Origin of the sequence: Lentzea miocenica, from assembly GCF_033949945.1 — a bacterium.
GTDB classification, from domain to species: domain Bacteria; phylum Actinomycetota; class Actinomycetes; order Mycobacteriales; family Pseudonocardiaceae; genus Lentzea; species Lentzea miocenica.
Window position 1 is genome coordinate 249,541 of the sequence record NZ_JAXAVW010000001.1, and the last position, 14,043, is coordinate 263,583.

Sequence of the window (14,043 nt, forward strand, 5' to 3'; positions counted from 1 at the left end):
TTAGGCAAGCCTAAACTCAGGAGGTGGACAAGTGCGCAGGACAGTCGCCGCGGTTCTGCTGCTCGGCCTGGTGGCCGGGTGTGGCGGGAACGCTCCCACGGAGCAGCAGGGTGGCCAGTGGTCGTTCAAGGACGACCGGGGCAAGGAGATCACCGCGCCCAAGCGGCCCGAGCGCGTGGTCGCGCAGGTCTCCGCCGCCGGTGCGCTCAAGGACTACGGGATCAACGTCGTGGGCACGTTCGGTCCGCTCAAGCGCCCGGACGGCAGCACCGACCCCGAGGCGGGCAGCATCGACCCGAGCCAGGTCACGGACATCACCGGTCCCGGCTACGGTGAGATCGACTTCGAGAAGTTCGCCGCGCTGAACGCCGACCTGGTCGTCGCGGGCTACTACCCGGAGGTCACCGGGCTCTGGCACCTCACCGCCGAGTTCGAGGAGAAGGTGCTCAAGGTCGCCCCGACCGTCGGCATCGGCCAGTCCAAGATCCAGCTGCCGGACGGCATCAAGCGCTTCCGCGACCTCGCGAAGTCGCTCGGCGCCGACACCGAGTCGGCACAGGTGAAGGCCGACGAGGAGGCGTTCACCAAGGCCGCCGACCGGTTGAAGGTCATCGGCAGGAAGATGACGGACGCGAAGCAGAAGATCCAGGTCGTCGGCGCGGACCCGAAGCTGTTCTACGTCGCGGTGCCCGCCCGCAACCCCGACCTCGACTGGTACGCCAAGGAGCTCGGCCTGCCGCTGCTCACGCCTGACCAGCCCGACACCGAGGGCGGCGGCTACTTCCAGTCGCTGTCGTGGGAGAACTCCGGCGCCTACAAAGAGCACGTGATCATGTGGGACACCCGTGCGCACGTGCTCAGCCCGGAGAAGATGAAGGAGGGCCACCCGGTCTTCCAGACGCTGCCCGCCGTGCAGGCCAACCGGTTCGTGGAGTGGAACGCCGTGGCGCCGCTGAGCTACTCCTCCTACGCCAAGATCATGAACAAATTGGCTGACCAGCTGGACGCCGTACTGGCGAAGTGACGCGACCGGCCCGGTTCGGGTGAACCGGGGTCGTTGAGCCGGGCAGGGTGGCCGGGCTGCCGAATAATCGCGAGATGTGATCTCGGCACGCCTGGCCGCCCGGCCGCTGCTCGCCGACAGCCTGCTGGCCGCGGTGGTGCTGCTGTTCCAGCTCGGGCTGGCGCACGGGCTGTACCGGTACCCGCTGACCTGGTGGGCGCTGGTCGAGGTGTCGACCGCCGGCGCCCTCGTGCTGCGCAGGCGGAACCCGATCCCCGTCATGGTGTTCGTCCTGGCCGTGTGCGGCTTGACGAGCCTGTCCGGCCACAACGCCAACACCGTGATCGTCTCGGTCCTCGTCGGGGTGTACTCGGCGTCGATCGCGCTCCGCGCGCGGTGGGCGATCGTGCTGGTCGTGGCGGTGCTGGCGGTGGGCACCCTGATGCCTCCGCCGCCGCTCGAACTCCTCGTCTACCCCGACTACACCCGCGCCATCATCGACTGGTGGACGATGGTCGTCATCACCGCGTCGCTCGGTCAGGCGACGCGGCACAGCAGGCGTCGTGCTCTTCGCCTGGAGCACGCGCTCGGCCTGCTGGACGACGCGCATCGGCGTCTCGCCGAGGACGCGGTCGCGGTGGAGCGCAACAGGATCGCCCGCGAGATGCACGACATCGTGGCGCACGGGCTGAGCCTGATCGCGGTGCGCGCGGGTGTCGCCCGCATGCTGCCCGCGGACTCGGCCCAGGTGTCCGAGGCGATCGGCGTGATCGACAAGACGTCCCGCGAGTCGTTGGCCGAGATGCGCACCGTGCTCGGCGTCCTGCGTTCGTCCGAACAGGACGGTGGAGGGCCGCAGCCCGGCCTCGACCACATTCCGGCACTGGTCGAGCGGGCGCGCGAGTCCGGTTTGGACCTCGACGTCGTGTGCGAGGGTGATCCTCCCGACCTGTCGCCGGGACAGGCGCTGGTGGCATACCGGATCGTGCAGGAGGCGCTGACGAACGTGCTCAAGCACGCCGGCCAGGTGCGCACGGCGGTGCGGTTGCACTGCGAGCCCGGCCGGGTGGTGATCGACGTCTTCAACGAGGCGCCCGATTCCGTGCCGGACTCCGTCCGAAGTGGACATGGACTGGTCGGCATGCGGGAACGGGTGGGCATGTACGGGGGAGTCGTGCACGCCGGTCCGGCCGACGGCGGGTTCCGGGTGACGGCCGAGCTGCCGGTGGAGGCGCGATGAGCACGTCGGTGCTGGTGGTCGACGACCAGGTGCTGGTGCGCGCGGGTTTCGTGGCGCTGCTCGGTGCCCAGCCCGACCTGGAGGTCGTCGGTGAGGCGGGCGACGGCGAGGAGGCCGTCGTGCTGGCGGCCTCGTTGCAACCGGACGTCGTGGTGATGGACGTGCGGATGCCGCGGATGGACGGTGTCACGGCCGCGCGGGAGATCCTGGCTTCGGGTGGTTCCTCCGCCATCCTGATGCTGACCACGTTCGACCTGGACGAGCACGTGTTCGCGGCGTTGCGCGCGGGTGCGTCCGGCTTTCTGCTGAAGGACACCCCGCCGGAAGAACTCGTGCGCGCGGTGCGTCTTGTTGCCTCTGGTGAGGCGTTGCTCGCTCCGACGGTCACGAGGCGGCTGATCAGTTCGTTCGCCGCGCTGCCCTCGGTTTCCGCGGTGCCGCCGGAGTTCGCGTCGCTGACGGAACGCGAGCACGAGGTCGTGCTGCTCGTGGCGCGCGGTCTGTCGAATGCGGACATCAGTGGCAAGTTGTTCTTGTCCGAGGCCACGGTCAAGACGCACCTCAACCGCGCGATGACCAAGCTCGGGCTGTCGTCGCGCGCTCAGGTCGTGGCCGCCGCCTACGAGTCCGGCCTGCTCAAACCGGGCGGCTGAAACTTTCGCGGTATGCGTTTTGCGGGTATTTGAAACCTGCGCGGTACATTTTTGACCGCTCTTCACGGTATTGTTTGCGACGACATTCCCCCGCATTCTTTTGGCAGGCACCAGCACTGACCAAGGAGAGTGTTCCATGCGGGGGAAATTCGCAGGTAAATTGCTGCTGATATCGATCGCGGTCTCCGCGTTCGCATCGGCGGGCTTCACTCCGGTCGCGTTCGCGGACGACGTCCAGCTCGTGGCGCAGGACTTCCCGGCGACGACCCGGTTCGCGGACGACGTCGACTGGGACGGCGTGAAGGCGGCGTTCGGCCTCGACGACGCGAGCGTCGTCAAGACCGGCCCGGTCTTCGCTCTCGCCAGGGTCGCGAAGCTGCGCGGCATCCCGTTCCGCGACTTCATCGGCCAGCTCGCGGACGGTCCGAACGTCGAGCCGATGAACCCGGACTGGCTCAAGCGGGTCGCGCCGCCCAAGGGCTACACCGTGGACACGACGCCGGCGGTGGGCGCGATCGCCTACTTCCCGAAGGGCACCACGCTCACCCGCACCGGTGTCCGCAACGCCGGGCCCGCGACGTACCAGGGTGGTCACCTCGCTTATGTCGCCGGCATCAACGCCGACGGCGGCCTGCGGATCGAGGAATACGGCTACTACACGGGTGAGGGATACCAGACGTATTCCATGCCCGCCTCGTCAGTGCACGAGTTCATTCATCTCGCGAAGTCGACGAAGCCGAGCGACTGGATTGCCGGCGATTTCGAGCCGTCGTCGCCGGGTGTACCGCGCGATATTCCGAACGATGTGCCGTTCGGCAACAACTACCCGGTGGACGACGTCGCGAAGGACCTGAAGGTCCCCGCGGAAAAGGTGGCCGACAGCGTCCTGCAGTGCGGCACGTTCGCCGAGTGGTGGGTCGCGAACCAGCTGGGCACCAACAACGGAGGCCTCCAGCAACGGATCCAGGACCGGGGCGCGATCCGCGGTGTGAGCGCGGCGCCGGGTGGTTCGGCGGCCAAGCTCGACGAGCACTACGGCGACTACGGCGTGCGGGTCGACCGCACCGCGGCCGTCGGCGCCATCGCGACCTGGGAGGCGGAGAAGCCCGGCGAGCCCGGCCACGCCGCCGTCGTGACCCGCGTCTACCGCCTGCTCAAGTCCGACAAGGAGAAGGCGGACCAGCTGGGCGAGGACGCCTACCCGGACACCGGCGCGTTGAAGAAGCTCATCGACGCCGCCCGTGCCGCGAAGGAACCGAAGCTCACCTACGTCCTGATGGAGGACTACAACGGCTTCGGCGGCCCCAACAAGTACGGCCAGAAACTGCGCCCGGCCGAGGACGCCGACCACTACGTCCACCTCGCGACGTCCGTGGACGCCGCCACGCCGCTCACGCCGAGGGAAGAGATCGCCAAGCGGTACAAGCGCAACGCCGAGATGCGGCTGCGCCTCGGCAATCCGACCGACCGGTTCGAGGTCGACGGGACCAAGACCACCCAGCACTTCGAAACCGGCTCCGTCACCTACGACTCCGCCACCGGCAAGGGCGAGTACTCCGCGCCCAAGCTCAGCGCGGCCCAACAGCAGTCGCTGAAGGACAACCCAGCGGCCGCCCCACCGGCGCGCACCAACGAACAGCGCCTGGCCGCCCAGATCAAGCAGTTGCAGGACACCGTCCGCGACATCACGGCCAAGTACGAGGGCCGCAAGCCCTCCGGCCCGCTGTCCGCCGCACTGCTCGGCATCGCCGACAAGATCATCCAGCTGCAGGCCAAGCTCGCCACCACGACGCAGGAGAAGTGACATGTTCCGCTACAAGATGCTCTCTTCCATCTTCGCCGCAGGTGGCTTCGCTCTCGCCGCAGCCGTCTCGCTGGCCGGCCAGGCCCACGCCGCCGAGCCCGTCGCGGCGCCCGACCTCTCAGCACTGCAGGCCGAGGCCAACGCCCTGGAAGCCGAACTGGCCGCGCTGGCGGCCGACGTCGACGAGTTGGAGCCGACTGGTTCGTCTCCCGACTCGGCGGCGCAGGGGGCGGCCGGTGACCAGCAGGCCGCGCCTGGGGACCCGGTTGCGCCGCAGCCAGAGCCGGAACCGCAGCCGCAGCCCGAGCCGCAGCCGGAGCCCGAGCCGCAGCCCGAGCCGCAGCCGCAGCCGGAGCCGGAGCCGCAGCCCGAGCCGCAGCCGGAGCCGGAGCCGGAGCCGCAGCCGGAGCCCGAGCCGCAGCCGCAGCCCGAGCCGCAGCCGCAGCCGCAGCCGGAGCCCGAGCCGGAGCCGGAGCCCCAGCCCCAGCCGCAGCCCGAGCCCCAGCCGCAGCCGGACTCGCAGCCTCAGCCGGGCACTCCGGATGCGGCGGGGTCGGACAGCTTCGACGAGGCGTTCAGCGGCCTGATCAACGACGTCGTGTCGGGCTTCGACGCGGTGCTGGACAGCGCGGACAAGGCACTCGACGTGCTGCCGGACGCCGAACCCGAGCCCGAGCCGCAGCCGCGGCCCGAGCCGCAGGCGGATGCCGCGGCACCGGACTCGGCTGAGGCGGATCCGCTCGACGATGCGTTGGGCGCACTGATCGACGGCGTCGTGTCCAGTGTGGACGCAGCGCTGGACGGCGCTGACAAGGTGCTCGACGAGCTGCCGGATGTCGAGCCGCAGCCTGAACCACTGCCGGACTCCCAGCCGGTGCCGGATGCCGCTGCTCCGGATTCGACTGGCGTGGATCCGCTCGACGATGCGCTGGGCGCACTGATCGACGGTCTCGCGGCCGGTGTCGACTCGGTGCTGGCCGACGTGGACAAGGCGCTCGACGAGCTGCCCGAGGCGAAGTCGGAGGTTGTCACTCCCGACCCCGTGGTGGAGTCGGATCCGATTGGTGAGGCGTTCAGTGATCTGGTCGATCGTGTTGTGTCTGGTGTTGATGCGGCGCTGGACAGTGCGGACAGGGCACTCGATCAGCTTCCCGACGTGGAAGCGCAGCCCGAGCCGCAGCCGGAGTCACAGCCCGAGCCGGACCTCGTCGGTGATGCTGTCGCTGACCTGGTGAACGGTCTCGCGGCCGGTGTCGACTCGGTGCTGGCCAACGCGGACAAGGCGCTCGACGAGCTGCCCGGCACCGAGCAGGCCCCGGCGGGCGACGCCGTGGACGACGCGCTGGGCAAGTGGCTCAACAACCGTGTCGACGAGGCGTTCGCCCGGATCGACGGCTTGTTCGACGAAGTCAACCGCGTGCTCGACGAACTGCCCGCCGAACTGCCAACCGAACTGCCCGCGGAGACGCCTGCCGAGGTGCCTGCTGAGCTACCCGCCGCGCAGACACCGCAGGACGAGCCCGTGGACGACTCGTGGGACGACTGGTTCAGCGGTTTGATCGACGCCGCCGGGACCGGCTTGGACGAGGTGCTGGACGACGCGGACCGTGCGCTGGACCAGATCCAGCCGGAACCGGAGCAGGCTGACGCCGATCCGGCCGCCCGGATCCAGGCATGGGTCGACGACCTGATCAAGCAGGTGGAGCGGGAGCTCGACCGGGTGCCCGCCGAGCTGCCCGAGACCTGGTTCGACGGTCTGCCGGACACGGTCGACACCGTGTTCCACACCGTGCACAACTGGCTCGACCTGGTCGACTGCGAGGTCGATCGGATGTCCGAAGTGGACACGGAGGAGGTCGGGACGGGGCCTGGGGCGGAGTCCGGCACCGGGCACGCGGCCGAGTTCAAGACCCTGGCCGAGCCCAAGACCGTGACCGCGGCCGTGCCTCAGGTCGAGCCCGCGGCCGTGCCGGTTCCCGAGTTCAAGGCTGATGCGCGGGAGGAGGTGAAGAACGCGCCGCTCGCGTACACCGGCAGCAGCGGCATGGTGCCCACCGGCCTCGCGGGACTCGGGCTGTTGGGGGCGGGGCTGGCGCTGGTGCGCCGGCGCAGGCGGACGGTCTGACCGGCAACGGGAACTGAGGGGTGGGAGCGCAGGGGCTCCCACCCCTCAGTCGTGTGCACGGCTCCGTCTTCGCGCCCGGCGCGAAACTCCGTGGCCAACCGCACGCACCGCCGACATCATGAGCCGCGTGCTGACCTTGCTGCGCGCCAACCGGCACCTCCGTGTGCTCACCGTGTCGCGCACGATCTCGGTCGTGGGGGACGCGCTCAGCCTGGTCACGCTGATGCTGCACGTGCAGTCCGTCGCGGGGAAGGCGATCGCGGTGGCCGCGCTGCTGCTGGTCGGCGACTTCGCGCCGTCGTTGCTCAGCCCGGTCACCGGGCTCATCAGCGACCGGTTCGACCGGCGTACGGTGATGATCGCCTGCGAGGTCGCCCAGTGCGCGCTGCTGGCGGTCATCGCGTTCACACTGCCGCCGTTGCCGATCCTGCTGGTGCTGGTCGGCGTCCGTGCGATGCTCGGGCAGATCTTCATCCCGGCGTCGCGGGCGGCCGTGCCGAGCCTGGTCGCGGAGAAAGATCTTCCGCGGGCCAACACGGTGCTGGGCTTCGGTTCCAACAGCGCGGACGTCCTCGGGCCGTTGCTCGCCGCCGGGCTCCTGCAGTTCATGAGCACCCGTGGCGTGCTGCTCGTGGACGCGGTGTCGTTCGGGGTGTCGGCGTTGTTGCTGTTGCGGCTGCCGAAGCTGATCGTGCCGGGGGAGCCGGGCGGTTCGGTGTTCACGGACGTGAAGGAAGGGCTCGGCGCGATTTGGCACGGGCGGGCGTTGCGGATCGTTTTCCTGGGCTTCTGCGGGGTTGTCGCGTGCACCGCGATCGACGACGTCGCGATCATCCAGCTGAGCAAGGACACGTTCCACGCGTCGGACAGCGCGGCCGGAGTTCTCCTTGCCGCGGTGGGCATTGGTCTGCTGGCCGGGTTCGCGTTGCTGGCCAGGGGAGCCACCCGGATCGGCATGGTCGCGTTGCTCGTGACGGGTTTCGTGGTGAGCAGCGCCGGCAACCTGCTGACCGGTTTCGCCTGGGGCGTGGCGGCGGCGTTCGCGGTGCAGACGGTGCGCGGGCTCGGCATCGCGGCGATGGACGTCGCGCACAGCACGCTCATCCAGCGGCTCGCGCCCGCTGACAAGGTGGGCAGGGTCTTCGGCAACTTCTACGGCGGAATCGGTGTGGCGGCGGCGATCGGCTACATCGGCGGTGGTCTGCTGCTGGACGCGGTAGGCCCCGAACTGACCTTCGTCCTCACCGGCGGTGCGGGCGTTCTGGTGGCCGTTTGGGTGGTTGCCGCTTCACCAGGAAGAGGTGTTGAGTGGGAATCAGCCTCTTGAGGGGAGAAGGCGATGTGGGGGAAACGCATTGCTGTCTTGGCAATCTCACTGTTGTCAGCCGCTGGAACGACATCCGTCGCGCACGCTGCAACCGGGGTCGTGCCGGCGTCGACGTCGTGGGTGTCCGCTGATCGCGGCTGGGTACTGGGGCTCGACACCCTGTGTCAGACCGCGAAATGCCCGCAGCTCGTCCGCACGCTCGACGGTGGGGCGTCGTGGACTCGGGTGACGACTCCGGCGCTGTCCGTGCCGGAGACCGACCGGCTGCGGGTGGCCTTCGCGAACGACGCCGCGGGCATGGTGACCGACGGCGAGCAGCTGTTCGTCACGAGCGACGGCGGCACCCGGTGGACACCGTCCGGCATCAAGGGAACCGTTGGGGCGCTGGGATTCGACAACTCCGGCTTCCTCGCGGTGATCTACGACGGGACTTCGTCACGGCTGTTCCACCGCGAGCTGTGGTTCGGCCCGTGGCAGCCGGTGCCGGGCATCGAGGTCAAGGGTCAGGCGTTCGGTGCCATCGCGGACGGCCAGGTGTCGCTGGCGAAGTTCGGTGAGACGAACCGGTACTGGACGCGGTCACCGGCGGGGTGGCTGGAGGAGCCCGCGCCGTGCACCGAGTTCGCGGCGACGCGGCTCGGCACGGTCAGCACCGGCCGCTATGCGTTGTGCAGCTTCGATCCCGGCTGGGGGCGTTTACAGCATCGGCACAAGCGCTAGACACACTGTGATCTGCCGTTTTGCGCGCGACGGCGGTGCTGTTGATCGTTTCGGCGATGCTGATGATCTCGGGCATGGTGTCGGCGGGCAGGCGGACGTTGATGGTCACGTGGTCGCCGTCGTCGGTGATCCGGACGGTGAGGCTGACGGCCTCGAAAAGCTTGCGTAGCAACGGTTCTGGCGCATCTGACAGGTTCCCGGTGAGGTAGGGGAGCGCGTCCAGCAGGTCCACGTCCGCCGCGTCGGGCCGGGTGGGTGCTGTGTCGTCGGCGGCGTCCAGTGTGGCGACGGCGGACAGGGCGGCCTGCCGTTCGGCTTCAAGATCGTTGTAGGTGGCGCGCAGCGCCCGGGTGAACGGATCGTCAGGGTCGCCGTCCTGAGCTTGGCGCATGATCGTGTTCTGTCGGCGGGCGACGTCGGCGAGCACCCGCCGTAGGCGATCACGTTCCGCGTCGCGTTGCCGGGCTTCCCATTCGTCCACAGTGGACAGGTCGGCGGCGAGCATCGCGCGTCGCTCGGGGCCGAAAATCCGTTCGGCGAGAAACTGGGATACTGCGCTCATGACGTCGTCTTGCCGGATGTATTCCGCCTTGCGGTGTCCGGAGTATTTGTCGGGGCGGCCTCGGTTGTTGTTCTTCGGCCAGCACGTGTAATAGGTGGCGTCGTGGCGGACGGTACCGTTCATTCGTCGTCCGCACTGGCAGAACAGCAATGCTCGGTACAGGTATGTGCGCAGTGTTTCCGGATGGACGTTCAAGGCGTTGCCCTCTCGCGAACCGCGCCGTTTCCGGCGGTTGGCGCTGAGTTCGTCGTACATCCATTTCGGAATCAGTGGCTCATGCGCGGGTTCGGGTGACCACACCCACAAAGCCGGATCGTTCACCTTGCCGTTGCGTGAGCGGGACGCGCGCCGGTTGAAAACCTGATATCCGGTGTACTTCGGATTGCGCAGAATTTCGTAGACCGACATTTTGCCCCACGCGCCGCGTGTGCGCTTTCCGTCGGCCGCAACGGGCGGCGGGTACTTCAGTGGGTCGGCGTTCAGTCGGTCGGCAATAGCGCCGTACCCGATGCCTTCGTGATATCGCCACAAGGCTATTTGAGTTACGGTCTCGGCGTGTGCCCCGTCAGGTTCGAGGCGGGTTTTTGTCTGTCCTCTTTCCGCTTTCGACGGGTTGGGGTGCCGGTACGTCTTGGCCTTGTATCCGTACGGTGGTTTGCCGATGTTCCATCCCTCGCGCACATGCGTGCACATCCCGCCCCAGGATTGTTCAAGGATGTTCAGCACTTCGTATTCCGCGACGGATTGGTTGATGCGTCGTTGCAGAATGCGCTGCGCGCGGCTGCCGCTGAGCGTGATCGGCTCGTTCGAGGCGAACAGTGGTACACCGGCATTTTCGAGTTCCCGCTCGATCGACAGCCCTTCGAACGTGCGGCGAGCGACACGGGCGACGCTTTCACAGATCACCACGTCGAAACGTCGTCCGGGGTGACTGGATTCCGCCAGCAGGTCAGCGACTCCGCCGTCACGCGGAATCGGGAGATCGTACTTGGCGTAGTCGGTGCCCTGTCCACGCTCGTCGAGTTCGAGCCGTCCGGATTCCACGTCGTAGAAATGCGCGACGATCACCCATGATTCCGGGAGTGCGGCACGACTGTTGCCCAATTGTCGCATGGCAGATTGACGCGGGTCCTGATGATCGTCAGTCGAAGTGCGTCCCAGCCATGCGACACGGATTTCGTTCCGCAACAGCGTCAACGGCATGCCCAAGGGAGACACCGCGTAGTCCGACAAGCCGGACGGCCCGGAAGCAGGAACTGAAACGGCACGGCGGGTTATTCCAGGGATGGGAGGGTTGCCCGCTGTATCATCCGCTGTAGTCACGCTGCTTTCCTTTCGTCGCGGGAAGGTTGTCCATCTTGTTCGCCCGCCCAGGTCAGCAATTCGGCGAGCGCGGCGGCGAGGTCCCCGCGAATCCGTTCACCCTCAGCCTCGCCGACATGGGTAACCGTGCCGGAGAAAGAACGATCCGGCTTGCCTCTGCGTTTTTGATCGTACCGCCACCCGGTGTCGCTGGTCACGGATTCCGGCCGAATTTCACCCGAAGTACCAGACGTTTTTCGCAGCGGAATCACCACGGCGCTGTCCTGGTCGGGGACCGGGGTGGATTTCCCGGCGGCCAGGTCGAACACGGCGATCTGTCCTGCGGACCGCCCCAGTTCGAGCGCTTCGGCCAAGGTCGGAACGACCACCGAAACGTCCAGGTGGACGCGCCCGGACTCGGGATCACGCCAGCCGCCCAGGACGCGCCGGGGAAGCCTGAGCGCGCGTTGCGCGGTGGTCAGGTAGGCAGCGAGATCCCGAGCGGTGATCGGGCGGTCGTGAGTCCGTTCGTAGAACGGATCCACTGACACGGCATAGCCGTCGCCGACGGCGGCCCCGGTGGCGGGATCGATGGTGAAGCCGCCGTCGGGTACCGACAGGGCAGCAGCTAGCGACGCCAGGTGCGCCGCAGGCAGCCGCAATGGCCGCTCAGCGCCGCTGTGCGGCATTGGATCGGGCTGGCTGCTGTCCGGATAGGACTGGACGGGTTCAGCGGGCATGAGCGGCGCTCCTGGCGGACGGTGCGGCAGGTCGCGCGCGACGCGACCCGGTGTCGCCCCTCAACTCCAAAAATGACGGTGTTTTTCCACCTCGGAGATCGAATCGTTACTACTGGACCGATCAACCTGACTGCGTTCGATCGCGCCGTGTCGGCGGCGTGCACGGGCTGCCCCGCAGCGACACCCCTGCATCACTTTCATTCCGTGGGGGTGAGTCGGGCGTTGCATCGGTAGGGCCCGCAAACCCTTTGACCAGGCGGAAAAGTGCGCCGAGGGGCTACCCGTCTAAAAGGACACTCGACAGGTAGTACGGCAGGTAGTTCGACAGGAAGCCCCGCCGGGCGGATGCGCCGCCCGGCGCGAACGTGGGTCACATGACGTTCCCGTACATGAGTCTGGGATACCAGCGGAACCCCTTGCGCCATGCGTGAGCAGGGCAAAGGTCACCCTGCGGGGGTGGCGCTCTAACGTGAACCCCAAGATGAACCCCCGTATGAACCCCAATGTGAACCCCCAACGGCACCGGTCATCGAGTCCATATTGGACAGTGGAGGCTTCCTGGCCTGCGCGTTAGTAGTTTGCTAGTAGTGACACCGAGCGCGGCTATGCTGTGACGCGTGTCTGACTACCTTCAGGTGACCGTCGTTGCCGACAGCAAAGAAGTCGCCACGAGCCTCGCTCGATCGGCGGTCACCACGCGCCATGCCGCCAGCGCTCAGGTGGTCGGCCCGATCACCTCGGTCTACTGGCACCACGGGGAGCTGGGCGAAGGTCAGGAGTGGCAAGCCATCCTGAAGACCACCAAGGCCCGCTACCCCGCCCTGCGCGATCACCTGCTGTCCGAACACCCTTGGGACAACCCGGAAATCACCGCCGTCGAAATGCTCGGTGGAACCGACGAGTACTTCGACTGGCTCAGGCGCACGGTCGAACCAGTCGACTAAGCGCGGACTCGGTCAAGCACCTGGGCGACACCTGCCGACGCCTTGAACTCTTGGAGCCGATCAACAACGCCGTTGATGCGCTCAAGCGGGCGAACCGAGCCGACTCCCTGGGCAAGCCGTACCGACTCCTGAGTGACCAGTGCCGCGCGCTCGATCTCCTTGCCGTCGATCAGCGCGTGCGCCAGCGACGTCATGTAGAGCGCCTTGTCCCGCGCTTGGGTGTCGTCGAATCGCGCCAACGCAGTATCGAGCGTGGTCACAGCGCGAAGCGGACGCCTCAATTCCGCCCAGCAACGACCCGCCATGATTTCGATCTCGTTGTCGTCAATCCAAAACACCCAGTCCGGCTCTGGGTGATCGCTTCGAACCCTGACCGCTACTTTGGCGTCTTCCAGTGCTCGTTCAGTTGCCTGATAGTCACCTGCGACGGCGTAAGTCCAGGCCTTGCGTTCAAGTAGCAAAGCTCGAACCTTGGGTGTGGCGTCTTTCTCCGCTGCCGTGAAGGACGCTTCAGCGAGGCTGATGTTCGGGCCGCTGGTACTGACTTCCTGATACGCGAGGAAGGCGAGAGCGTTTCCAGCGAGCACGTCGTCTTTGGCTTCCTTCGCAGCCTTCAGGCTGTCGCGATAGTGCCGTGTGGCTTCCGCCTGCATGCCAGCGTCGAACGCCGCCCAGCCGGTCATCTGTGCTTGCTCCGAGATCACGCTGACAAGCGCCGTGCGCATCTTCGGCGTGCAACTGACCGACTTCACGTATGCCTTGGTTGAGGCGAGTTCAGAGGCATAGAGGCTGTACGTGTCCCTGCCGCCCAGGTAGTTGTCCAGACGACGCAACCGCGCCGTGCGGTCCAGAAGATATTGCCAATCGGACTCGCCCGCGCGAGGTGACAGGGCGGGACCGAATGTGGTCGTCATGCTGAGCATTGTTCCCGCAGCAGCACCCATGAATTCGCGCCGGTCCACCTGAACCCTCACTTCTCTCGTCGCCTCGATCGCAATTGCCAACTCGCCGACCGTGATACCGAGAGCTTTGGCGATCCTCGGACGCAACCACGCTTGTGGCGCGCATTCGCCACGTTCCCATCGCCCAACCGTTTGGCAGTCCACACCGACTGCCTCCGCAAGTCTTTCTTGCGAGAAGCCGACCCGTTTTCGGGCGACAGCAAAGGCACTGTCCGGACGCGGCGATTTCCGCTCGCCTTTCCCTGTGCTCGTCACCGACTGCTCAGGGGCGGAAAGAAGTTCCTCAATGGGCGTCTCGAAGTATCGCTCCAGCAATCGGACAGTCGACGTGCGCAACTGGTCTGGCTTCAGCTTGCCAGTGCACAGTCTCTGGGCGTGCCGAAGACCCAGGGTTGCAATCTCGCCAGTCTCACGGGCGAAGGTTTCGAGCCGGTCGACGAACTCGTCGACCGTCAGTCTGCGCTGCCTGATGCGCAGTGCGAGGACCGTCCGCGAAGCGCCCTTTGAGGTGGTCATGTGAAGCCTCCAGTTCACAGGCCCCGACTACGCCAGCGAGCCGATCGGTGACCAAGTGTAGTCCCGCAGGTCAGGGGACTTGAACGTCTGATTGGGTATCGCGAACGGCACCGCGACACCACGACACGAACACGACTTAGACATG

Annotated in this window: 11 protein-coding genes; 8 read left to right on the forward strand and 3 right to left on the reverse strand. The window is 67.1% G+C overall.

The features are described 5' to 3' along the window. Window positions 1–31 precede the first annotated feature (31 nt). From SK803_RS01215 to SK803_RS01245, 7 genes are all read left to right on the forward strand, one after another. On the forward strand, window positions 32–1,024 hold the full coding sequence (locus SK803_RS01215) for an ABC transporter substrate-binding protein (RefSeq protein WP_319963806.1): 993 nt from the start codon (window positions 32–34) through the stop codon (window positions 1,022–1,024). A 76-nt stretch (window positions 1,025–1,100) separates the two neighbouring features. Then, on the forward strand, window positions 1,101–2,243 hold the full coding sequence (locus SK803_RS01220; protein WP_319963807.1) for a sensor histidine kinase: 1,143 nt from the start codon (window positions 1,101–1,103) through the stop codon (window positions 2,241–2,243). After that, on the forward strand, window positions 2,240–2,896 hold the full coding sequence (locus SK803_RS01225; RefSeq protein ID WP_319963808.1) for a response regulator transcription factor: 657 nt from the start codon (window positions 2,240–2,242) through the stop codon (window positions 2,894–2,896). Before SK803_RS01220 ends, SK803_RS01225 begins: the two co-directional genes overlap by 4 nt. A gap of 160 nt (window positions 2,897–3,056) precedes the next feature. Beyond that, window positions 3,057–4,700, forward strand: a complete 1,644-nt coding sequence (locus SK803_RS01230; RefSeq protein ID WP_319963809.1) for a hypothetical protein — start codon at window positions 3,057–3,059, stop codon at window positions 4,698–4,700. A 1-nt stretch (window position 4,701) separates the two neighbouring features. Continuing rightward, complete coding sequence (locus SK803_RS01235) at window positions 4,702–6,825, forward strand: LPXTG cell wall anchor domain-containing protein (RefSeq protein WP_319963810.1); 2,124 nt, start codon at window positions 4,702–4,704, stop codon at window positions 6,823–6,825. 127 nt (window positions 6,826–6,952) lie between these two features. After that, entirely contained in the window at window positions 6,953–8,152 is a 1,200-nt protein-coding gene (locus SK803_RS01240; protein WP_319963811.1) for an MFS transporter, read from the forward strand. A gap of 99 nt (window positions 8,153–8,251) precedes the next feature. Continuing rightward, window positions 8,252–8,872: a YCF48-related protein gene (locus tag SK803_RS01245; protein WP_319963812.1), complete on the forward strand. Its 621-nt coding sequence runs from the start codon at window positions 8,252–8,254 to the stop codon at window positions 8,870–8,872. On the opposite strand, the gene SK803_RS01250 is transcribed toward SK803_RS01245, so the two are convergent. Beyond that, window positions 8,799–10,637, reverse strand: coding sequence for a recombinase family protein (locus SK803_RS01250; protein ID WP_319964046.1), 1,839 nt, complete (start codon window positions 10,635–10,637; stop codon window positions 8,799–8,801). The genes SK803_RS01245 and SK803_RS01250 overlap by 74 nt on opposite strands. A 116-nt stretch (window positions 10,638–10,753) precedes the next feature. Next, on the reverse strand, window positions 10,754–11,476 hold the full coding sequence (locus SK803_RS01255; RefSeq protein ID WP_319963813.1) for a hypothetical protein: 723 nt from the start codon (window positions 11,474–11,476) through the stop codon (window positions 10,754–10,756). Between the two features lie 617 nt (window positions 11,477–12,093). Between SK803_RS01255 and cutA the strand changes: the two genes are divergently transcribed. Further along, the gene (gene cutA, locus SK803_RS01260; protein ID WP_319963814.1) at window positions 12,094–12,420 is read left to right on the forward strand and encodes a divalent-cation tolerance protein CutA; all 327 of its coding nucleotides are present in this window, start codon (window positions 12,094–12,096) and stop codon (window positions 12,418–12,420) included. Here cutA and SK803_RS01265 read toward each other — a convergent pair. Next, entirely contained in the window at window positions 12,417–13,898 is a 1,482-nt protein-coding gene (locus SK803_RS01265) for a helix-turn-helix transcriptional regulator (RefSeq protein ID WP_319963815.1), read from the reverse strand. The genes cutA and SK803_RS01265 overlap by 4 nt on opposite strands. Window positions 13,899–14,043: the final 145 nt, after the last annotated feature.